Below are 23156 nucleotides of genomic sequence, written 5' to 3'. Positions count from 1 at the left end.
CACCGCCATAAACGGATCCGGGAGGCCCGGAGCGGATATAAGACATCTGCGCCGCATTTTCAATTCATCTTCGTTTATTACAGGTTTTTCCCCGCACCAATTACTTTCATTGTATTTTTGCAACGCCGGTTTCTATGGCAGGTCGCCGCGTGGTCGTCAATTTTATAAATATCATGTGTGCACCTGCCCCCTGATTTTTAATATTTGTACCTTTACACCTGTATGATACCAATGATGCACCGGTTAGCCGCTCAACCATCAACCTTAATGCTATTATCATGAGCGGTAAATTCACCTGGTTAACCGGCGACAAACGGATCTGGATATTATACCTTTTTGCTGCACTGGCCTGCTGGCTGCTGAAAATAACAGGCCATAACCAAAACAACTTCCTGATATTCCGGGCGTCGTACTATCATCTCGTTCACCATTTAAATTTATATGCTGCATACCCCGCCGAGCATGACGATATGTTTTACTACGGCCCGTTGTTCCCGGTGTTTTTTGCGCCCTTTGCACTGCTGCCCAAAGCCATTGGCCTGCTGCTGTGGGAGCTGGCCAATGCTGCTGCTTATCTCATTGCTGTTAATTATCTGCCGCTGAATATCAACCGCAAGAAAATGCTGCTGCTTTTTTGTGTCATTGAATTTGCCAACTCTGCTTTTTCCGAACAGTTTAACCCGATGATGGTCGCGTTTATAATGGGAGCATTTATTTTGGTAGAAAAGGAGAAGTACCTCTGGGCCACGCTGCTGATTGTAGCTGGCGCAATGATGAAACTTTATCCCATTGTTGGGTTGGCGTTTTTTATGTTTTCCAGGCACAAATTAAAGTTCCTGGCAAGCACAGTGGCATGGACCGCTGTTTTGCTGGTGCTGCCTGTATTGTTTTGCGGGGCGGATTTCCTCATCGATGCTTATCACCGCTGGCTGCCGGCAGTTGCGCACAAAAACATCTTGAACCACCGGCTGGAATCACGCTCGCAGGATATATGCATTATGGGTATTGTACGCGATTTTACGCGGAACCCCAACATCTCTGATTTGCCTTTTTACATCTTCGGCATGGTCGTTTTTGCAGTACCGATGCTGCGTTTTAGCCAGTATAAATCATTGCAATTCCGGATGCAGGTGTTGGCTGCGCTGTTGATTATGGTCGTCATCTTCAGTTCAGGTGGCGAAAGCCCTACCTACATATTGCCGGTAACCGGCGTGTTTTTGTGGCTGCTGATGAAAGCCAGGCCCTTTACGGCTGCCCGCATTGTACTTATTATATTTTTACTGATACTTACCGGCCTGGGATTGAGCGATGTGATGCCGCGGCCTGTTCGACATGATTATATCGGGATGTACGGTATGAAAGCGTGGCCCTGCATTATAGCCTGGCTGATTATTTCGTGGGAGCTATGGTTTAAAAAGTTCGATATTGCAAGTCCAGACAACGGGAATAGCAATAATGCTATTTTTGCTGCTGTTTAACTTCCATAAGCTATGTTAAAAACATTCGACGAACTTACCGTTTACCAGCTATATCAAATATTAAAGCTCCGCAGCGCAATCTTTGTGCTCGAGCAGCAATGCCTTTACCAGGACATGGATGACAAAGACCAGCAATGTTACCACCTGATGATATTTGAAGATAACCAGCTGGCAGCCTACACCCGCCTATTGCCCGCCGGATTGTCGTTCAAAGAGGTATCTATCGGCAGGGTGATTACCAACCAGGCTTTTCGCGGCCGCGGCCTTGCCCGTAAAATTATGCAGCAGTCTATAGAAGCTTGTTATGAGCTTTTCGGTAAGCAACCCATACGTATTGGCGCGCAACTTTATTTAAAGGATTTTTACGGCTCGCTTGGTTTTATACAGCAGGGCGAGATGTATTTGGAAGACGATATCCCGCATATCGAAATGCTGCTGGCGGTGTAGTTAACCCCTGCAAATATTAAAAGCGCTTTTAGGCGGCTTTATTCGAAAGAGCATTTCGCAGGGGATATCAATAAGTGTGTCCAATATTTGGATTTACACGTAATCAATTAAATGATCGCCGGAATTCGAGGGGCGAAACGTTGGTTTTGGCTTTGAACAATTTATTGAATGACTGGGCGTGCTCAAATCCCAAGGCATAAGCCACTTCACTAACCGATAAACGGGTTGCCGAAAGCTTTTCTTTCGCTTTATCAATCAGCTTATCGTGTATGTGCTGCTGGGCACTTTGGCCCGTCAGGGTCCGCAGCATATCGCTCAGGTAGCTGGGCGTAATATTCAGATTATTGGCAAGATAGCTCACTGTCGGTATGCCCCGGCTCAGGGTTATTTCGTCATTAAAGTAAGCTTCCAGCAGTTCCTCCATTCTTTGCAGGAGACCGCTGCTGGCCGCTTTGCGTGTGAGGAACTGTCGCTTATAAAAACGGTTGGCATAGCTCAGCAGCAGTTCAATTTGTGAGATCAAAACATCCTGGCTAAAATCGTCGATGCGGCTGTTTAATTCAGTTTCTACAAAGCGAAAAATAGAAAGTACCGTTTCCTTTTCTTCTTCGGAGAGATGCAGTGTTTCATTCGCAGAATAAGAGAAAAAACCATACTGCCTGATCTTTTTTGCCAGCGGGTAGCCCAGGAGGAAGTCCGGATGGATAAGCAAGGTATATTGCGAACATACGGCACCTTCGTTTTCCGTCCCGCCGATGATCTGCCCCGGCGAGGCGAACAGGAGGCCGCCTTCATTAAAATCATAATAACCCTGGCCATATTTTAGCTTTCCGCTAAGCTTTGGCTTAAAAGAAATCTTATAAAAACCCAGCACATGCCGCTGGAGGATTCTGTCCGGCTCTATCTTGTAATGTTCGCCGTTAATAAAACTGATAAGCGGATGCACGGGCTGCGGTAATCCAAAGGCCCGGTGTGCCTCAGAAAGCGACTCAAACCTGTGCAGGGTGTTATCTTCCTTTTTCATCTGTTATCCTGGTGCTTAAATACCCGGTCGTCCTGACTCAACGACCGGGTATCTTTATTTATTTTTAGTTACCCTGTGCAGAACACGATATTTCGTCCCATGCTTCCCAGGTGGCAAGCCGTTCGGCATAAGCGCTGCGTGTCCAGGCAAGATTATGGCTGCCCAGGTTAAAGCGCAACGGCGGATTTTCTGCATCTACAATCTTAAAAAGCGCCTGCGGCGTAGCAGCCGGGTTGCCCCGCTCCATACTTTGCAAACCTGCAAAAAATTCAGTCTTAAAATCAGAATAAATACCCATTCCCTGTGCAAACTTTAACGATTCCGGGCTGCCGAATTCAGTAGCATAGGCGCCGGGCTCAACAATGGTTACTTTGATGCCAAATTGCTTTATTTCTGCTGCCAGGCTCTCATGTATCGCTTCAAATGCCCATTTAGAAGAGCAGTAGTAGCCAATTACCGGCAAAGTGACATGACCGAGGTTACTGGACGTCCCCAATATATGGCCGTGGCCCTGCTGCCGCAAAAGGGGTAACGCAGCCTGGATCACAGAAACGGGCCCAAACACATTTGTTTCATACATAGCACGCACTTCTTCTGCACTTGCTTCCTCTATTGTGCCAACCAATGAATAGCCTGCATTGTTCAAAACAATATCAAGCCTGCCGAAGTGTTCATGCGCTTTGGTCACGGCCTCTTTTACCTGCCCGGGCTTGGTTACATCAAGTTCCAGCGTAAGTACCTGATTGCCATATTTTGTTTTAAGATCAGCAATGCTTTCGGGGTTACGCGCTGTAGCTGCTACCTTGTCGCCCCGTTCTAAGGCGGCTTCCGTCCAAACACGGCCAAACCCGCGCGAGGCGCCGGTAATAAACCATACTTTATTATTCTGTTGTGTCATAATCTTGTTTTTACACAACAAAGTTCATCAGTCCTGCCCTCCTGCTTGTAGCCTTATTACGGATAATTGTAGCCTTATCGCGGTTAACGGTGAATTTCTGCTCAAATAACCTAACCGCGCCGGGCGCGCTTGAAACTTGGGTATAAGCCGTATGACCGGTAATTCCGGTGTGAACTCATCTTTACATCTGTTTAGCAAATACCGCTGTATAATTAGTAAAACCAAATTTTTCTTTCGGCAGGTACGATTAGTGAAGGGTAATTAAGGAATGGATGCAGCATGTGTCAATTCCTTTTTCTATTTTCACGCTATGACAGCATCTCCCGAAATAAAGATAACCAAAGCAGTTCGATCTCGCCTGGCAGAAACAGACTTTAACAACCTGCAATTCGGCACGATCTTTTCCGACCATATGTTTATGGTCGACTACGCCGATGGAGAATGGAAAGACCTGCAGATTGTTCCTTATGGGGATATTACATTAAGCCCTGCGTGCACTACGCTGCATTACGGCCAGGCCTTCTTCGAAGGACTGAAGGCGTACAAACACGCTGACGGGAGCGTCTCTATTTTCAGGATGAATAAAAATGCTGAACGCTTTAACCATTCTGCCGACCGCCTCTGTATGCCGCAGTTGCCCGAAGAACTGTTTATGAAAAGCATTGCGGCCCTTGTGGACGTCGACCGCGATTGGGTGCCTGCAAAAGCTAATCACTCTTTATATATCAGGCCGTTTATGTTTGCTACTGAGGCATACCTTGGCGTAACACCCTCAAAAACCTATAAATATATGGTGCTTACTTGTCCGGTTGGTCCGTACTTTTCAAAACCGCTCCGGGTAAAGATTGAAACCAATTATACCCGTGCTGCCGAGGGTGGCTATGGCTATGCAAAGGCAGCCGGTAATTACGGAGGCGCCATGCTGCCTGCCCGCAAGGCAGTTGAAGAAGGTTTTGACCAACTGATCTGGACAGATGCTAAAGAGCATAAATACATTGAAGAGATGGGTGCGGCCAATGCAATGTTCGTTATGGATGGCAAGTTGGTAACCCCCTCTATTGATAAGAATACAATATTAAAAGGCGTTACCCGTGATACGATACTCACACTGGCCCGTGATATGGGGTATGAGGTTGAAGAGCGGCCTATAGCTATTACAGAACTGGTTGAAGGCACGAAAAACGGCAAGCTTACCGATGCCTTTGGCGCCGGAACAGCATTTACCATAGCGCCAATTGCGTCGTTCAGCTATAATGGCGAAGAGTATTTTCTGAAGGATCCGGCGGCACGCGAATTTTCCGCCAGGGCGCTTAAGGCACTAAACGATATCAGGTATGGCGTTGTGCCTGACAAACATGGGTGGAATTACATGGTTTAAGACGCCGTTTACTCAAAAGGATTCTAATTTTCCGGTTTGTGCTTTAGGCTATCAATTTATCAATAAATCTGGTAATTCCGGATTATTTAATCACCCTTTCGCCAACCATAAATACCGGCAGCGACCCGAGATTTAATATCCGGTCGTGAAAATTTCTGATATCGAACTTAGCCCCTTCCTGTTTCGTTACCTGCGCTTTCCATTGCATGATCTGTCCGGCTCCATATTTATAGGTAATACATTGTGCCGGCCAGCGTTTTACGCGGGCAATTTCGCGCAGGGCAATATCATCCTGGTTTTTAATATTTTTCTTCCAGAAAGCGAGCGCCTGCTCATCCGTCCAGCCGTAATAATTTAAGCCAATATCCATAGGCACGCGCACGGAGCGAACAATATCCCACTCCCATTTCCCCAGTTCATCGTATGGTGTCTTATATACGCCAAGGTCTTTACCCAATTCTTCAACATAAGCGCCCCAGCCTTCTTCAAGTCCTAAAAAGTAAAACAGCCGCTGCACATCTGTCTGCTTTACAGCCGCATTAATGCACGACTTATAATGATGCCCCGGCACGGCCTCATGTATAAAAAGCCAGTCGACCTGTCGCTTATTGTAAGGCTTGCCAAACTGGTTATAGTAAAAAACATTCCGGTCGTAATAGCCGGGCGTTTGAGCCAGCTGCTGGTTGGCGCCCTGTTCAATTTTTAAGGATTCAATTTTGTGCGTGTTAAACACATTATTCAGGTTGCTGTAAATCACCGACTTTGTATGCTCAAAGGCTTTCATCACATCCGCCGGGTCATTTATAAAAAACGATCTGTCGTTAAGATGCTTGTAGAACTCTGCCTCTGTTAAACCGCTTTGTTTACGAATCGCCTCTATATGGTCTTTAACCCTGTCCACTTCGCTCAGGCCGAATTTGTAGATTTCATCAGGCGTAACATCGGCGCTCAGCCAGTTTTTCAAAAAATATGCATACCAGGCTTTACCATTAGGAACGGTATAGATACCTGCGTCTGATATTCTTTTGGGTGGATTAGCGGCCCATTGTTTTTCAAGTGCCAATCGCTCCAGGTTAAGCGCAGTTTCATAAGCAATCAGTTCATAATCCGTCCGCTGCACTTCGGTCAAGTCTTTCGGCGAAAAACTTTTAAGTGATGACTTTACCGATTCAAAAAAAGCTGTTTGCTTTTTAATATCAGCTGCATTACCAATTCCTTTCAGATTGGATACGTAGCTCATGTCCATCGCCGGTATTTTTAGCGACGAATATCCTTTTACAAAATTACCGGTAAACTGCTTGAATGAGGGTTGTGGCTTAAAAGAAGAAATAAACAGCAGGGGAGCGATTAAACAAGTGGTCTTAAGCATCATATCATTAAGGAATGAACATTTATTATTGGAGTGCCGGAAACGCCGGTTGTTACTCCCTGATCGTGAATTATTTAGCAGAATCCGGAATTGTATGGAATAATCGACCCACACCCCGGGGTAAAATCATCATGAAATGGTATTTTATATGTTTCTTGATGTCTGCAAATGCGAAAGCAAATTATAGCTAAATTTGCACAACATTCAATTCAGCTGCCATGAAACAAAAATTCCATTACGCCACCGTAAGCGAGGCCATCGACCAATTAAAAAACCAGGGCTATACACTCGAATTCAGCCTGAAGCAAGATCATTTTGTTACCGGCGATAAGGAATATCCGGCAGAAGATTTTGAGATCACCGATCTTTACCGCTACGAAGGCGCCTCAGACCCAGGCGACGAAGCTGTTGTTTACGCGCTTTCGTCGGCAGCGGGGGTGAAAGGAACATTGGTTACCGGTTATGGCGTTTCAACCGACGATCTGTCCGGCGAAATCTTAAAGCAGCTGCATTATAAGTACCAGCAAAGCCAGGCATAGCACACTACCAATGGTTAATTATTTTATCGCCAGAAACGAAAAGGATTTTGAAACAGGCAAGGCACTATTCCGGGAATATGCGCAATCGCTTAGTGTCGACTTACGTTTCCAGAATTTTTCGAATGAGCTTAAAACAATAGCAGAACAATACAACCTTCCGTCAGGAGGATTATATCTCGCTTTTTTTGATGGATTGCCAGCTGGCTGTGCGGGAGTACGCAAGTTTGATGATGAAACTGCGGAGCTTAAACGCATGTTTGTAAAAGATGAATACCGGGGGCACAAAATCGGTGTAAAGCTGTTGCAGCTCGCTATAGGGCTGGCTAAACAGCTCGGCTACAGCAAGCTAAGGCTTGATACGCTTGAAGATATGGCTAAAGCACAACAGCTATACAGGTCTTTCGGGTTTTATGAGATTCCGGCATACCGTTTTAACCCGCTTAGCGGTACAATTTACATGGAAAAAGAACTATAATAAGTGTTCCTTTAGTATTGCCGTGTATTCTTCCCGGCTGATCATTCTCGCTCCCATCGATTGCAAATGCGGGGTGTATACCTGGCAATCTATCAACTTATACCCGCCAGAATTGCACAGATGAATTAGTGCAGCTTTTGATGCGTTGCTTACCCGGCTGAACATACTCTCCCCGCAAAATACCTTCCCAACCGCAACCCCATACAAGCCGCCCGCCAGCTCGTCCTGCATCCAAACCTCAACTGAATGCGCGTATCCTTTTTTATGCAAGGCAATATAAGCCTCCCGCATTTCGGCAGTTATCCAGGTACCATTCTGCCCCGTCCGGGGTGCTTTGGCGCAGGCTGCAATTACTTCGGAAAAGCACTGGTTAAATGTTATTTTAATTTGCCCGGACGTTAATACCTTCCGCATCGATTTGGATATTATAAGCTCATCCGGGTAAAGAACGAACCGCTCATGCGGCGAAAACCACAGGATGGGTTCGTCCTCGCTATACCAGGGAAAGATGCCGTTTCGATAGGCCAGCAATAAGCGCTCTGTACTTAAATCGCCGCCAACAGCCAGCAGCCCATCTTCTTCAGCCAGGGCAGGGTTGGGGAAAAGCAATCGTTCATCGAGCCTGAATATCATCAGGGCAAATTTACGCCTTGCGCTTTATCACCAGCTTTTTATTTTGTGCTTTGGCGACGGCATCCAGATATTGCTGCAACTCGGTGTATTTGGCTGCAGGAATAATATGGTTGGTGAGATTAAATTTTGCCGTGCTTACTACCTGGTTTTTAGCAGCATCGTAAACATATTTTACATCATAATTTCCATACGAAAATTTAAGCGACTGGTTTGCGGGAAGTGCTTCTACCTCGTAGCCCGAAGGCAGGTCGATCGTAGTAACGCACGACTTTTGCAGCGGATGTTCAAAATAATAGTCTGTTTTCCGGTTTTCCTCAATAGGTACACTAAAAGCACACAGGTCAAACACCCGGGGGCGGTAAAACTGTTTATCGCCGGCCATTACATCGCAAAACCGGTCATACTCTATTTCCATATCCACTTCTTTAACCCCGTCAAAATCCTTGCCCGGGCTGATGTTAAACATACTTGGCTGCTTAATATTAAGCATACGCAAGTATAGCTCCTTTTGTTCATCCTGTTTCAGGGCGGCATAGTTTATATAGTCAAAGCGATATTCGCCGCTGGCTAAAATCTTTACCTGTGTTTTTGCGCTGCCATCTTCGGCAAGTACTATATGGGCCTCGCTGTTAAACTGATTATCGGTTATCCTGCTTCGCGGGGTGTTAACCAATTTGCCGCCATCTTCGGTGATCAATAAAGCGGTGCGATTCTCGGTAAACGGGCCCAATTGCCCAAACTTGTTTATGCTGCTTGTGCATTCGAGCCAGGTAGTATCACCTTTAAAGGGAATACACAAAATAACGTGATTAAAGCTGTTGAACGGAAAAGAAAAGTCGGCCGGCTCTTTGTTGGGTTCTGCGTTTACAACTGCATAACACGACGGGATATTTACAGCCTTTAACAGGGCGCTCATGTAGTTTGATAATGCCTTACAGTCTCCATATTTTTGCTGGTCTACAAATGATGCCGAAAACGGCTTCAATCCGCCTATGCCCAGCTGAACGCTTACATAGCGCATGTTTTTCTGCATATAGTTATACAAAAACTCGGCTTTCTTTTTATCAGATTTGATAGAATCGGTCATTTGGCGTATTTCGGCCTCCCGCTGTGGCGGCAATGAGTTTACATCTGCATTAAGGCCCTTTATGAATTTGCCAAAATCGTTCCATGTACTTAAACTGCCCTTTACACCATAAAATTCAAAATTGTTAGCCGCGAACTCTATACCAGGCAAAACATGCCAGGCTACAGCTCCTTCTTCAATTTTAAAAGCTTTAAGGTTCTTTACAGCCCAATAATAGTCTGTGGTAACACCATCAGTATTGGGGCTGACAATGGGTTTTACAGCGGTATTTTTATTCAGGTACCTGAAACCGGCATTATTATCGATCCGGATATGACAGTTTGCGTTCTGTACGGCCTCTTGTTCCCCTTGTATCGCCCATTTTCCAATATCCAGCGAACTGGTTACATTCTCTTCATATTCCTTTTCGATGGTGGCAGGGTAAGATGCTATACTATGCCTTACACCTAAAAAACGCTCATCGGTAACTAATTCGCCGCCGTTCGCTGCACCGTCATACATATCACCTTTGTGATATTTTTTAATAACGGCGCCCTTATCATTATAAACGCGCATTACAATGTCGCTAAAATTATCGTACTTCTTGTTGTAACCCAAAACCATTTGAGCTTCATAGTCGCCCTTTTCGTTCAGCACCGTTACAATTTTATGGACGGTGAGCACCATTTTCCCGGGGCCCTTTACAACAATATCGCGTGAAGAATAGCGGACAACCACATTAGCGTCGGTCTTAAGCGAATCGGGGATGGTTGACGACTGGTATAATGACGGATCGATTTTATTATTCTGCGCACGAGCATCTGCGCCAATTAAGCATACGGTCGTTAACAGGCCATAAAAAAAACTTTTTTTCATCTTGGGTTAGGATTTTTTCAAAACAACTTGTTCATTCAGCATTTCAAACATTTTCTTAAAAAAGTCGTGAAACTCCGGGTAATTCTCTTTAAAATACAACGACTTCTTAAATACGATTGAATATCGCAGGCTGATCATACCTTCCTCTTCAGCCGTTATTCGTTTAAATACTATACTGTTATCAGGCATGCTCATGGTTACGCTTTTTGGTAATACATCCATTTTATAACCGGCAGGCATTTTAAATATACCGTTTATGATGTAGGTGTTATTGTATCCGAAATCGATATCTGTCTGGCGGTTTTCGGCTAAAAACTCATTTTTCCCAAGGCCTGCAAAACGGTTTGCATTAAAGTAAATATAATTATCATCGGACCCTGTTAAATTGAGGTCAAAATCAACAACCTGCAATAGTGGCAGGGTATCTGTTTCCATGTTCTCAAATGCCAGTTTTGATATGTGCAAGCTGTTGTCATGATCCTGCAGGTATTCTGTATATTTCTTTTCACCATCCGTCTTATATCTTTCAACGGCGCCTTTACGATTATAACCATAGCTGTTTATATGTGCCGAACCTATCATTTTGGCATCGGGTTTTATTTCGGCGTTTATTGATACCATTTGCCGCACCGGCTCGGTGTTTTGCAAAAACAGCACATCATATTTGTTATTGTCTTCATCCAAATAGAAGCCCATGCCGTTTAAAAGGCTGGCGGGTATCTGGTTATACACATTGTATTTATTGGTCGCATCAAGTATATAGTGCTGGTCGCCGTCAAGTGGTACATAGGCAACAGTACGGTTAAAGATAAATATGTTGGGGTATGCCGGGTTTACTTTGCCATTTTCACGGGTGCTAACCATCATTGGAATAGCGTTTATACCAGCCTTGCGCAGCAGGTGATACAAAATGAGATTTATTTCGGTGGAGTTGCCTGCTTTTTTATCCCATGCTTCTGAGGTGCCATCAATCGTATAATTTCTATCTATCTCATTCCATTTCATCGTGTTTTTCACAATGTCAAATAGGTAGGCGATTTTCCCTTCAGTAGTTTTAATTTTCTTTGCCTGGTCGAGTATTTCACCTTCTCCTGACAGGTGTCTGTTTAATTGCGAGCCGAAGTCTGTGCTATTCCTTGCCTTTATGGCCAGCTGGTTCCAGGTATTGCCAAACTCAACTGTACCGCCGGTATTGTCAAGGCGACTGGCGGGTAAGTATTGTATGTGTTGTAAATTATCTTTTTTCGCTCCCATGTAGGGCTCATCATGCAGGGAAGGTACATTCCCAAGGGCCTTAATATCATCGGTATTTACCAGGTAAGGTTGAGTTACATGCTCCAGATGTTTAAAATAAAAATAATTCGGTACAGACGCCCTGAATTCGCTGTAGCGCGTAGGTATGTCTGTCTGAAAATACCAGTTGGGAAACGCATAAAGCGATTGGGAAAAAAGGGTATACCGGATATCCAGCACTGAACCGGCCTGAACATTGGGCAGTGAAAACGTCAGGGTATAATAGTCTCTGTCGGCATGCTGTTTATAAAAGTCTTTTTTGTCTGCTTTAAAAACTTCCTGCTTGTCTCCGTTCAGGTTTATAGTTTCAGCGTCAACCGATGTTATCTTCTGAATCTCGCTGACGCCGAGGTATTCAATTTTGAAATTGCCGTAGTTTTTGCCTTTATCGTTAAATATTTTTATCCGCACATGTCTTTCAAATATCAGGCCCGAACTAAAGCTCACTTCGCCTTTATCAAATAATATCTCGGCATTAGCTTCAGGCTCAAAATCACATACCTTCATTTCCAGATCTTCCCTGCCCACTTTGCCAAATGGCATGGTTGCAGGTGGTTTTTGTATGTTAGCTGCTGTGAATGTGGTTTTCTGAGCACTTGCCGAAAGGCACAGTGTCCCCATTGCTAACAGTAATAAAAAAATTTTCATTGTGTTTAAGTTTGATGATTACCCTTTTTTCAATACGATCTGTTCGTTCAGTAACTCATGCATTTTTTTAAAGAAGGCAAAAAAATCCGGATAGTTATCCTTTGAATACTCCGGTACATTATAACTTACATTGTAACGCACCACCACGGTTCCGTTCTGCTCGGCTACTACACGCCTAAATGTGAAGCTTTTGTCAGGCATCGACATAGTAACGCTCTTGGGCAAGGCATCCGCTTTATAACCGGCAGGGATTTTATACACGCCGTTAATAGAGTAGCTACGGCCATAACCAAAGTCCAGGTTCGTCATCCGGTTTTCATTTAAAAACTCATTCTTTTTTAATGCGGAAAACATATTGGGGTTCAGGTAAATATAATTGTCGTCAGAGCCTGGCAGGTCGAGCGTGAAATCAAATTTTTGCATTAACGGCAGGGTATCTACCTCCATATTTTCCAGCTTAAGGCCCGTGATTTTTATGTTGTTATCGTCGCGCCGCAAGTAGTCGGTGTACTTTTTTTCACCGTCGGTTTTATAACGGTCTATAGCATCAATCTTCCCATAGCTCGCACTGCTAATCTGCACATTGCCCTCTACTTTTCCGCCTGCTTTTATTTCCGCACTTACAAATACCGACTCCCGAACAGGCTCATCTTTTCTTAGCAGGACAATATCATATTTGTCTTTCGCCTTATCTACCCAAAGCCCCGATGAGTTGAGCAGCTCGGCCGGCGTTACGTTATACAGGTTGTATTTGCCGGTCGCGTCCAGAATATATTGCCTGGCAGAATCTATCGGAACATAAACGACGCCCCGGTTAAACTGTGCTGTTGATGTGTAAAACGGCTTAACGCGGCCATGATCGCGCGTACTTACCACCATTGGCAATGCCGCGTCAATCCCCGATTGCTTTAGCAAATGGTACAATATCAGGTTTATCTCGGTAGAGTTACCCGTTTTACGCTCCCATGCGCGATAGGTGCCGTCCTCCGTATGCCAATCATCATGTCCGTTCCATTTCATGGCGTTTTTCACTTCGTTAAAAACGTAGGCTATCCGCTGGTCTATCGATGTAATTTGCTTTGCTTTTGAAATAATAGTTTCCTCGCCGGTTATTTTCCGCTTTAACTGGCCGCCGAAATCTTCATTATCTATAAGCCGGCCACCTACTTTGCCCCATGTATCTGAGAGATTAGTAACAAAACCCCCAAGAGGCTGAAAGGACACCAGCTGAAAGGTGATTGACTGGACATTATCTTTAAAAGATGACATATAGGGCTCATCGGGCAGAGAAGGAACATTTGCCATGGCATGCAGTTCGTTAGTAAGGGTATACGGGTATGCCTGGCCGCCCTCCATCAGGCTGCGGCTGTCTGTTGTACGTTCTTGTTTTACCAATGGCTGCCAGATATTGGTATTTGCCCTAAAGTAAAATATTTCAGGAATAGAAGTTTTAAGCTCGCTGTAGCGGACAGGTATTTTATCCTGGAAAAACCAGTCAGGAAAATCCGTAGGTGAATTAGCGCCTAAGTTGTATTTATATTCAATTACACTGCCTGGTTTTACGTTTGGAAAACTGAACGTTACTTCGCTCCAGTATTTATCAATGTTTTTAGTATAAATCAGCTTCTTGTCCAGCTTTGTAATTTCTGGTTTGCCGTTAACAATATTAATAGTTTGTGCCTGCAGGCCGGTAATATATTCCAGGCGATCGCCGCTAAAAAACTTAATATGTATGTCGGCCTCCTTTTTCCCGTTATCATTAAAAATCTTAATGCGGCGGTGCATTTCGGTAGTAATAGTTAAAAGATCAGTGCCGAAATAAACGTTTGCTTTATCGAAAAGCACCTCGGCATTGGCATCTTTTTCAAAATCGCAGGCTTTCATATCCAGGTCTGCATTATCTATTGTTCCGAAAGGCTGAGTTGCCGGGCCGGAATACGTAGCTTTTTGTGCGTTTGCCGACAGGCATAACATCGCTGCGGCTAATAAGGGTAAAAATTTATTCATGTGATATAATTTGGTTGATAAATAATAGCTAACTGATATAAAGGTATTCGCTCATGTCTTCTTAAGCACTATCTGCTCATTCAGCATTTCGAACATCTTTTTATAAAAATCATGGATGGCGGGGTATTCATCCACAGAAAAAACTGATTTGGAAAAATCTATGCTAAAACGGATCAATATCTGTCCGTCTTGTTCAGATACAATACGTTTAAAGCTAATGCTTTTGTTCGGCATTGTCATTGATACGCCCTGCGGCAGGGCATCTGCCTTATACCCTGCAGGCATTTTATACAGGCTTCTTATCGAATAACTGCCTATATAGCCAAAGTCGATATCGGCCTGTCGCTTCTCGTTGATAAAAGGGTTATTTCTGAATGATGTTAATACGGTCGGAGTAACATAGATGTAATTCTCATCCGAGCTGGTAAGGTCAAGTTTAAAGCCAACGCTTTCAATCAGTGGCAAGGAGTCAGCCTCCATATTTTCTCTCTTCAGCGAAAGTATTTTCAGATTATTATCGCCCGCGGTTAATGATTCTTTGAATTTAGATTCACCATCTTCGGCATAAGCAGCCAGGTGATTTGTTTTGAGGCACCCGTAGCTGGATATATGTGCTGTTCCCTCCAACTTTCCGTCTGCCTTTATCTGCGCATTAACAAAAATGGCTTTTCTAACCGGTATAGTGTCTTTAACAACCTTTAGGTCATAATTTTTTGCTGCCGGATCAATGGTGAGCGAGTAACAGTTCAGCAGTTCAAAAGGTATGGAATTGTAGGTGTTGTATGGGCTGGTAGCATCCAGAATATAAGTTTTCTTGTTTGCAGTAACGCTTAATACCATCGTATTGAAGTCTCGTACATCCGGTAAATCCAGCTCTATCCGCCCGTTAGACCGTGTGCTGATAAAGGTTAGGTTACTTTTAATACCTGCCATCCTTAAAAAATTATAAAGCACCAGGTTTATCTCCGCGCTGTTGCCTCGCTTATTTTCCCATGCTTTCTTTATACCGTCATTAGTTTCCGTACCGTAACGATTGTTCCACTTCATCTTATTTTTTACACGGTTAAATAAAAGCCCTATTTTTTCTTCATCAGTATTAAGCAGTTTGGCGGCGGCTAACGTGCTATCGTCCTTTAAATTTTTAGTCAATTCGTCGCGCAGATATGGGTCGTTCAGCAGCAAACCGGTTACGGGCGGCCAGGTATGAACCCTTGGGCGAAGCTTCATATCGTTATAGGGCGTTTGTAATAAAAAAAAGCGGGTATTCTGGATATTATCTTCAGGGGTGGTAGTGAAAGGCTCGTCGGTAAACGACTCCACATCTTTTATGGCCCATAAATAGTGCACCCCTGTAGAGTCGTTCGAGCTGTTCCGGATGGCTTCTCTTACGTTTTTATCGTATCCCTGATAAACCCTCGATAATATTTTATAGCTATAGCCGGTAGTTATTTTTTTATCGAACAAACTGTACCTTACCGGAAGCGATTCCTGGCAATTCCAGTCCGGCACATCGCCCGGAAAATCAACCGTCCGGGTATAGGTAAACTCTACAATTGCCCCCGGCCTCACAGCTGGAAAGCTAAACTTTAATGTTTTAGTGCTTTTGTCCTCAGTTTGTTTGTAAATGAGCGTTTTATCTACCGGGATGGTTTTAATAACGCCGTTTTCAAGATACACGGTATGGGCTTCGACATCGGTTATTTTCTCAAAATGGTCTTTGCTGGTATATTCTATTGTAACATCCGCTTGTTCAAGTCCTTTTTTGTTCAATATCTTAACCCGGCGATGGCGTGTTATTATAGTAACATCAGTAAGGGCATTAACCTCGGTCTTATCAAATAAAACCATTGCATTGGCTCCTTTTTCAAAGTCGCACGATGTTAGCTTAAGGTCGGCAGTATCAATCTGTCCAAGGTGTTGAGTTTGCCCTTGCACAAAGGTTATTGCACAGCACTGCAACAAGAGCACGAATAGTCGTTTCAATTAATAGGGTTTAATACATCGAATATATAAATTATTTTAATTAGTAAAATAATTTATTAGCGTGCAGTACTGATATTAAACCTTTTGCCGCGGGCATCAGTCTTAAACCCACAATACCCTTATTATGGATAATCTCAGGCAGATAAAACACTTGTATGCGCGCGCGGGCTTCGGTTTAAGGTTTGATGAAATTAATGCCGCCCGAAATCTTGATATAAGCCAGGCGCTTACCGGGTTGTTCAAATCATCCGAAAACTATCAACCTCTTGATATTATCACGGGCGATGCGGGCTATACCACGATGTTAAGAGGCGACAAAGCCGAAAGGAAGCAATTTATGCAGCTGCAGCGCCGGCAGGAAAGAAGCCTGAACGAAGCCTGGATGGAGCGCATGAGCAATACCGATGCCGTGCTGCGCGAGAAAATGACCCTTTTTTGGCACAATCATTTTGCCTGCCGCACCCGGCAAGCGCAATTTGCACAGCAGTTGAACAATATTCAGCGGGAACATGCCCTGGGTAACTTCCGGGAGCTGGTACTTGAGGTGTCCAGGTCGCCCGCTATGCTGCAATTTTTAAATAATCAGCAAAACCGTAAAGGACATCCCAATGAGAATTTTGCACGCGAGCTGATGGAGCTCTTTACTATTGGCCGCGGAAACTATACCGAACAAGATGTAAAGGAGTCGGCCCGGGCATTTACCGGCTGGGGATTTAATAAGGATGGCAAGTTTGCCATGCGATCTTTCCTGCATGATGACGGCGAAAAAAGGTTCCTTGGCAAAACCGGTAACTTAACCGGCGAAGATATTATCGACCGTCTGCTCGGGCAAAAACAAACAGCGGTATTCATCAGTACAAAACTCTACAAATATTTGGTTAATGAAACGCCCGACGCCGGGCACATCGCCGCCATGGCAGATGTGTTTTATCGAAATAATTATGAAATAAAACCCCTGCTTCAATTTGTTTTTACCGCTCCCTGGTTTTACGGAGAGCAAAATGTGGGCAATATAGTTAAGTCGCCTGTTGAGCTTTTGGTGGGATTGAACCGGCAATTTTATGTAAACTATCAACGGCCGGAGATTATGCTGCAATTCCAGAAAGTGCTTGGGCAGGTATTATTTTATCCGCCCAATGTGGCGGGCTGGCCGGGCGGACGCAACTGGATCGACAGCTCGTCATTAATGTACCGGCTAAAGATACCGTCGATAATATTAAACGGTGGCGTAATAGATTTTAAAGGCAAAGCCGACCCCGAGGAGGAGGCCTACATAGCGGCTTCGCATAACCAGCAGCAATTTGTAAACGCCCGCATACAGGCGCAAGCCGATTGGGACAAATTGTTAAAATCTATACCCCCGGGCACATCAAAAAACAACATTGCGGCATTTATTCTGCAGCCGCCAGTCAGCAAAGTGCTCGCTACAGAACTTGGCAGGGCTGCGGATATTAAAACAGCATTAATACAAAGCGTTTCGACACCGGAATATCAACTGTGTTAGGGCCCTCAGCCCCTAAAGGGGAGCTGTCGTGGGTTATAAAATATAAACATTAACTCTTCCGCAGTTGCGGAGGTTTGGGGGGCTTATGAATAGAAGAAACTTTTTTAAGAATTCAGCCATTGCCACAGGGGCAATGATGATACCGGCTTTTTTAAAACCTTTCGAGGCGATGGCTTCTGCCGAATTGGGTGGCCATAAGAATTTAGTGATTATCCAGCTATCCGGCGGCAATGACGGGTTGAATACGATTGTTCCGTATGGAAACGACATCTATTATCAAAAACGTACCACCATTGCTGTCGGCAAAAACGATGTTGTGAAATTGGATGATATGCAGGGGCTTAATCCCAATTTATCTGCTCTCAAAGAAATTTACGACCAGGGATGGATGGGCATTATCAATTCAGTAGGCTACCCCAATCCCGACCGCTCGCACTTCCGCTCGATGGATATCTGGCAAACCGCTAGTGAATCCAACCAGTTTTTAACTACGGGATGGATCGGCCGTTATCTTGACTCAAATTGTGCCGTCTGTAAAAATCCTTATACCGCTATTGAAGTGGATGACACGCTTTCGCTGGCGATGAAAGGCGCAAAGATGAAGGGCATTGCTGTTGAAGATCCGGATAAGCTATTTCAAACCACCCGCGAGCCTTTTTTTAAGGAGCTGGTGCATAACCATAATGATGCCAATCTGAATGAAGATAACCTCGGTTATTTATATAAAACCATGGCAGAAACCTATTCATCGGCAGAATACATTCAACAGACATCGAAGACGTACACCGTAAAAGGGGATTATCCGGCAACGCCATTTGCCAATCAACTTAAAACTGTGTCCAAGTTTATCAATTCTGGACTCGAAACACATGTCTACTATGTTTCACTGAGTGGCTTTGACACCCATGTAGCACAACAGCCACAGCAAGGGCGGCAGCTGAAAATTTATGGAGATGCCGTAGCAGCGTTCATTAAAGATCTTAAACAAACCGGCAAGCTGGATGATACCCTGGTGATGACCTTCAGTGAATTTGGCCGCCGCGTTGAGCAGAACGCCAGCAATGGCACCGACCACGGCACAGCTAATAATATCCTTTTGTTCGGTGGAAAGCTAAAAAAGGCAGGCATTTATAACGACGCGCCGGATTTGGTACAGCTGGATAACGGAGACTTGAAATACACTGTCGACTTTAGGGATGTATACGCTACCCTGCTGGATAAATGGCTGGATGTGAGTAATAGCGTTGTTTTAGGCAAAGAGTTTGGGCGCATGAAATTTATATAAGCCATAACAAAATATGCAGAGACGCAAATTTTGCGCCTCTGCATATTTTAAATTCCGAAATCGAAACTGCTGCTTTCCTAATCAACGGGGCAACCTGCGCATCAGGCTGGCCATAGCAGCCGGGTTGCTCATCTGCTTCATCACCTTGCGCATGTCCTCAAATTGCTTGATCAGGCGGTTAACCTCGGTAAGGTTGGTGCCCGAGCCATTTGCTATACGTGTACGGCGGCTCTGATTGATGCTGTCGGGGTTGCTCTTTTCGTAGGGGGTCATCGATTGGATAATGGCCTCGATCGCTTTAAATGCATTGTCGTCAACCTCCACATCTTTCATCATTTTGCCAACGCCGGGTATCATGCCCATCAGGTCTTTCATGTTACCCATTTTCTTTATTTGTTGTATCTGGCTGTAGAAGTCGTTAAAGTCGAATTTATTTTTGCGTATCTTTTTTTGCAGCTCCGCAGCTTCCTTTTCATCAAATTGCTGTTGAGCACGCTCCACCAGCGATATTACGTCGCCCATGCCCAGGATACGCGATGCCATACGGTCGGGGTGGAAAACGTCGAGCGCTTCCATTTTCTCGCCGGTACCAATGAATTTTATCGGCTTATTAACTACCGATTTGATAGACAGTGCCGCACCACCGCGGGTGTCGCCATCTAATTTGGTAAGCACAACGCCGGTAAAGTCAAGGCGGTCGTTAAATACCTTGGCGGTATTCACGGCATCCTGGCCGGTCATGGCATCAACCACAAACAAAATCTCGTGCGGGTTAACTGCGGCCTTTACGTTTTCAATCTCCACCATCATGGCCTCGTCTATCGACAGCCGGCCCGCGGTATCTATAATTACTACGTTGTTATGGTTTTGCTTTGCCTGGGCAATGCCTTCGCGGGCAATGGCAATCGGGTCTTTTGATTCAAGGTTGGCGTATACCGGCACATCAATCTGCTTGCCTAATACCTGTAGCTGCTCAATAGCCGCCGGGCGGTAAACGTCATCGGCAACCAGTAATACCTTTTTGTTCTTCTGTGTCTTTAAGTAATTGGCCAGCTTGCCTGTGAAGGTGGTTTTACCCGCACCGTTTAAGCCCGCAATTAATATAATAGTTGGGTTCGCTGAAAGGCTAATGTCCGAAGTTGTACCACCCATCAGTGCGGCCAGCTCGTCGTTCATTATCTTGGTGAGTAACTGACCCGGCGAAATAGCGGTTAATACGTTTTGGCCGAGGGCTTTTTGCTTAACCTCGTCCGTAAAAGTTTTGGCAGTTTTATAGTTAACGTCGGCGTCAAGAAGGGCCTTGCGGATTTCCTTCATGGTTTCGGCCACGTTTATTTCAGTAATGGTTCCCTGGCCTTTTAGTACTTTAAAGGCCCTGTCGAGCTTATCCGAAAGATTTTCAAACATTATTTATCAGCTGATTTTGAGGATACAAAGGTAAACTAAGATTTGTAAGATTGAAAGCTTTTAGGATTAATCCGCTTCCGCACTGATTTTAATCGTTTGTATCGCAACGGTCCGTTGTCCATCCTGCCGTTTTACTATCATCTGCGGTACCTTTCAAATCCTTATGGATTGCGCAAACCCGGATAAATTTTCTAATTTTAGTGGCTGCGAACAAACCGTAAACCCAAAAACATGGAGCAAAAAGCACCTTTTACCGAAAAGCGATTTATAGTAACCTTTATTTTTGTTACCTCATTGTTCCTGATGTGGGGCGTGCTGCACGCCATGAGCGATGTGCTGAATAAGCATTTTCAGGATGTTTTAAATCTATCCAAATCCAAATCGGGTTTGATACAATTTTCGGTTTTCGGCGCCTACTTTGTAATGAGTATCCCGGCCGGGGCATTCCTTAAACGGTTTGGGTATAAGCCAGGCGTTATACTTGGACTGACCTTATTTGCCGGCGGCCTGTTTTTATTTGTTCCTGCGGCAAACGCGGCATCATTTAATTTTTTCAGGATAGCCTTGTTTATTATGGGCTGTGGCATGGCTACGCTCGAGACGGTTGCCCATCCTTTCGCGGCTGCCCTGGGCGACCAGCGCACCAGCGACCAGCGCATTAATTTTGCGCAAACCTTTAATGCAATCGGTACAATTATAGGCCCGGGCATAGGCACATATTTTCTGTTGCGGGCAACCGGCGGCGAATCCGGGGATTTATCTTCCGTCAAGACGCTTTATACCGGCATAGCTTGTGTACTGGTTGTTATTGCTATAGCGTTCCTGTTTTTAAAAATTCCCCGGCTGGCGCTAACGCATGCGGAAGCCGAAGAACCCGGAGCTGCAAATGTGGACACTGAGCCGGCGAAACCTTTATTCAGTCATAAACATTTTGTTTGGGCCGTAGTTGCTCAATTTTTCAATGTTGCAGCGCAGGGCGGCACCTGGGCATTCTTTATTAACTATGGCCAGGAGGTAATGCATTTTAGCAAAGATACCGCAGGCGAATACATGATGCTCTTTATGGCGATGATGGCTTTGGGCCGGATTGTTGGCACCGCGTTAATGCGTGTTATTGCCCCCAATAAACTGCTGGCCGCATTTGCCATGGGCAGCATTGTCAGCTGCATTTTGGCAGCGCAGGGCTTAGGGTGGGCTTCCTATATCGCCTTGCTGATGATCAATTTTTTCTTCAGCATTATGTTCCCTACAATATTCAGCCTCGGACTAAAAAATCTTGGTGCGCACACGCAGCAGGCCTCATCCTTTATATCTATGGGCGTGGTAGGCGGCGCTTTTTTTCCTTTCGTGATGGGACTGATCGCCAACCACAATGTTGCTTCCGCTTACTATTTGCCCATTATATGTTATGCCGTGATATTTATGTTTGGGTATAAGTTATATAAGGTGAAGGGTTGAAGGCAGCCTGAGTGTCTGCAGGCACATCAAACTAAATATTTAATTTTTACAGGATTTCAATCAGTAAAATGTTTATGTTTAAGGACTAATTAATCCTTATTATTGATGAAACCTTTTAAAACCTTAATCTTCCTTGCTTTTTTTTGCCCTTTATTTTCAATGGCCCAGGCTAGTTTTCAGCCCGGGTATGTAGTACTAAAAAATAACGATACCGTGCGTGGATATATAGGCGTGCGGGAATGGAATAGCAATCCGGAGGAAATAGCATTCAAACGAAGCCTGGCAGACAGGCCGGAACGCTACACGCCTGCAACCACTAAAGCATTCTCTACCGGCGTTTATAGCTTCATAAGTTATTCCGGGCCGATAAGCACCAATGTTACCGACGTCAACCGTATTGGCACCGCGAGAGATACCTCATTCAGAATAGCCGATGCTTTTTTGCAGGTTCTGCAAAAAGGCCGCAACGTTATTTTGTATAGTTATGCTGATTATTTGAAAACACGGTATTTTATAGCAGAAACATCTGCGCCAATGCCCGTGGAACTAAGGTTTGGCATTTACCAGGTGAATGATGAGAATGGAACGTTACGTACGAAAACAGATCAAACCTATTTGAGACAGCTTAATACGCTGGCATTAAAATTTGGGGCGCTAAATGATGCCCTCACTAACAGACTAATCAAAGCTGACTATGAAAAGTCCGCTTTGATGCAAATAGTGGGTAAAATAAACAAACTCAGTGCCGAAGAGTATAAAGCTGCGAGTGCCGAAGGTAAGAATACCTATTTTTATGGTGGCATTGCGGCTAACTTTGCAAGCACCACACATCAGGTAAATACCGGTTATGACCGCGCCGGCGGAAAAGATGCATCTTCGGTTATGCCTGCTTTTAGGGCTGGCTTTCGCATATTTTTAAATCCCAATACACAACGTGTTGAGTTAGGCGTTGAGGCTGTGGCTGCTTTAAGTAAATATAGCGTAAATTATGACCAACAGGTTACGCCGAAAATAAATATCGACTATAGCTATCAAACGCTGACAATTTCGATTACGCCTTTGCTGATATACAACTTCTATAAGTCCGACGCGTTGTCGGTTTATGCAGGTGGTGGCGCGCAAATAGGAAATTCATCATATTCTGATAAGGTATATAAAAATACTGCCGATGGTTCTAATGCGCCAACCCAGGCCGACCCTTTTTCATTTAGAAGATGGCGTATCCCGGCGGTTATTAAAGGCGGTGTGGTAGTCGGTAAAAAGTTCGATATAAACGCAGCTTACATTTTTCAGACCCCGGTTACCGATGATCCTGTGTTTATTATAAATACAAGTTCCTTTCAGGTTGGGATAAATTATAGGTTTTAATTTGAATGGAATATTATCGT

The 23156-nt window shown here is 44.6% G+C and carries 18 protein-coding genes; 9 read left to right on the top strand and 9 right to left on the bottom strand.

Annotated features, from left to right (window positions below):
• Positions 1 to 278: 278 nt before the first annotated feature.
• On the top strand, positions 279 to 1478 hold the full coding sequence (locus tag Q3W13_RS08490) for a glycosyltransferase family 87 protein (RefSeq protein ID WP_302862919.1): 1200 nt from the start codon (positions 279 to 281) through the stop codon (positions 1476 to 1478).
• Between the two features lie 12 nt (positions 1479 to 1490).
• Positions 1491 to 1925: a GNAT family N-acetyltransferase gene (locus Q3W13_RS08485; RefSeq protein ID WP_302862918.1), complete on the top strand. Its 435-nt coding sequence runs from the start codon at positions 1491 to 1493 to the stop codon at positions 1923 to 1925.
• A 103-nt stretch (positions 1926 to 2028) separates the two neighbouring features.
• Here Q3W13_RS08485 and Q3W13_RS08480 read toward each other — a convergent pair whose 3' ends face one another.
• Both Q3W13_RS08480 and Q3W13_RS08475 read right to left on the bottom strand, forming a co-directional pair.
• Positions 2029 to 2949 (bottom strand): AraC family transcriptional regulator, encoded by a 921-nt coding sequence (locus Q3W13_RS08480; protein ID WP_302862916.1) that lies wholly within the window; start codon positions 2947 to 2949, stop codon positions 2029 to 2031.
• A gap of 64 nt (positions 2950 to 3013) precedes the next feature.
• Positions 3014 to 3847 (bottom strand): SDR family NAD(P)-dependent oxidoreductase, encoded by an 834-nt coding sequence (locus Q3W13_RS08475; protein ID WP_302862915.1) that lies wholly within the window; start codon positions 3845 to 3847, stop codon positions 3014 to 3016.
• Between the two features lie 310 nt (positions 3848 to 4157).
• On the opposite strand from Q3W13_RS08475, the gene Q3W13_RS08470 reads away from it, so the two are divergent.
• Entirely contained in the window at positions 4158 to 5225 is a 1068-nt protein-coding gene (locus Q3W13_RS08470; protein ID WP_302862914.1) for a branched-chain amino acid aminotransferase, read from the top strand.
• Positions 5226 to 5307: 82 nt separating this feature from the next.
• On the opposite strand, the gene Q3W13_RS08465 is transcribed toward Q3W13_RS08470, so the two are convergent.
• The gene (locus Q3W13_RS08465) at positions 5308 to 6597 is read right to left on the bottom strand and encodes a DUF885 domain-containing protein (RefSeq protein WP_302862911.1); all 1290 of its coding nucleotides are present in this window, start codon (positions 6595 to 6597) and stop codon (positions 5308 to 5310) included.
• Positions 6598 to 6812: 215 nt separating this feature from the next.
• Here Q3W13_RS08465 and Q3W13_RS08460 point away from each other — a divergent pair, with 215 nt between their 5' ends.
• The gene (locus tag Q3W13_RS08460; protein WP_302862909.1) at positions 6813 to 7133 is read left to right on the top strand and encodes a phosphoribosylpyrophosphate synthetase; all 321 of its coding nucleotides are present in this window, start codon (positions 6813 to 6815) and stop codon (positions 7131 to 7133) included.
• A gap of 10 nt (positions 7134 to 7143) precedes the next feature.
• Entirely contained in the window at positions 7144 to 7608 is a 465-nt protein-coding gene (locus tag Q3W13_RS08455) for a GNAT family N-acetyltransferase (RefSeq protein WP_302862905.1), read from the top strand.
• Here the strand turns inward: Q3W13_RS08455 and aat are convergent.
• Genes aat through Q3W13_RS08430 form a run of 5 tightly spaced genes read right to left on the bottom strand, consistent with a single transcriptional unit; the run spans position 7603 to position 16114 of the window.
• Positions 7603 to 8241 carry a leucyl/phenylalanyl-tRNA--protein transferase gene (gene aat / locus Q3W13_RS08450; protein WP_302862903.1) on the bottom strand — a complete coding sequence of 213 codons (639 nt, stop codon included), beginning with the start codon at positions 8239 to 8241 and terminating at the stop codon, positions 7603 to 7605. The two genes, Q3W13_RS08455 and aat, sit on opposite strands and share 6 nt — an antisense overlap.
• Positions 8242 to 8251: 10 nt before the next feature.
• Positions 8252 to 10183, bottom strand: a complete 1932-nt coding sequence (locus Q3W13_RS08445; protein ID WP_302862901.1) for a DUF3857 domain-containing protein — start codon at positions 10181 to 10183, stop codon at positions 8252 to 8254.
• Positions 10184 to 10189: 6 nt separating this feature from the next.
• A complete protein-coding gene (locus Q3W13_RS08440; RefSeq protein ID WP_302862899.1) occupies positions 10190 to 12124 on the bottom strand; it encodes a DUF3857 domain-containing protein in 1935 nt (644 codons plus the stop codon).
• An 18-nt stretch (positions 12125 to 12142) separates the two neighbouring features.
• Positions 12143 to 14131, bottom strand: a complete 1989-nt coding sequence (locus tag Q3W13_RS08435) for a DUF3857 domain-containing protein (protein ID WP_302862897.1) — start codon at positions 14129 to 14131, stop codon at positions 12143 to 12145.
• Between the two features lie 51 nt (positions 14132 to 14182).
• Positions 14183 to 16114 (bottom strand): DUF3857 domain-containing protein, encoded by a 1932-nt coding sequence (locus Q3W13_RS08430; RefSeq protein ID WP_302862895.1) that lies wholly within the window; start codon positions 16112 to 16114, stop codon positions 14183 to 14185.
• A gap of 124 nt (positions 16115 to 16238) precedes the next feature.
• Between Q3W13_RS08430 and Q3W13_RS08425 the strand changes: the two genes are divergently transcribed.
• Together Q3W13_RS08425 and Q3W13_RS08420 are read left to right on the top strand one after the other, a co-directional pair.
• Complete coding sequence (locus Q3W13_RS08425) at positions 16239 to 17618, top strand: DUF1800 family protein (RefSeq protein WP_302862892.1); 1380 nt, start codon at positions 16239 to 16241, stop codon at positions 17616 to 17618.
• Between the two features lie 85 nt (positions 17619 to 17703).
• Positions 17704 to 18903 (top strand): DUF1501 domain-containing protein, encoded by a 1200-nt coding sequence (locus tag Q3W13_RS08420; RefSeq protein ID WP_302862889.1) that lies wholly within the window; start codon positions 17704 to 17706, stop codon positions 18901 to 18903.
• Between the two features lie 81 nt (positions 18904 to 18984).
• Here the strand turns inward: Q3W13_RS08420 and ffh are convergent, their stop codons facing one another.
• Entirely contained in the window at positions 18985 to 20310 is a 1326-nt protein-coding gene (ffh, locus tag Q3W13_RS08415; RefSeq protein ID WP_302862887.1) for a signal recognition particle protein, read from the bottom strand.
• Between the two features lie 231 nt (positions 20311 to 20541).
• Here ffh and fucP point away from each other — a divergent pair, with 231 nt between their 5' ends.
• Entirely contained in the window at positions 20542 to 21768 is a 1227-nt protein-coding gene (fucP, locus tag Q3W13_RS08410; RefSeq protein ID WP_302862884.1) for an L-fucose:H+ symporter permease, read from the top strand.
• Between the two features lie 159 nt (positions 21769 to 21927).
• Positions 21928 to 23136, top strand: a complete 1209-nt coding sequence (locus tag Q3W13_RS08405; RefSeq protein ID WP_302862882.1) for an outer membrane beta-barrel protein — start codon at positions 21928 to 21930, stop codon at positions 23134 to 23136.
• The last annotated feature ends 20 nt before the right edge of the window (positions 23137 to 23156 follow it).

Origin of the sequence: Mucilaginibacter sp. L3T2-6 (assembly GCF_030519355.1) — a bacterium.
GTDB lineage: Bacteria > Bacteroidota > Bacteroidia > Sphingobacteriales > Sphingobacteriaceae > Mucilaginibacter.
The sequence above is the reverse complement of the archived record's forward strand: the minus strand, read 5'-3'. Positions and strand labels throughout refer to the sequence as shown.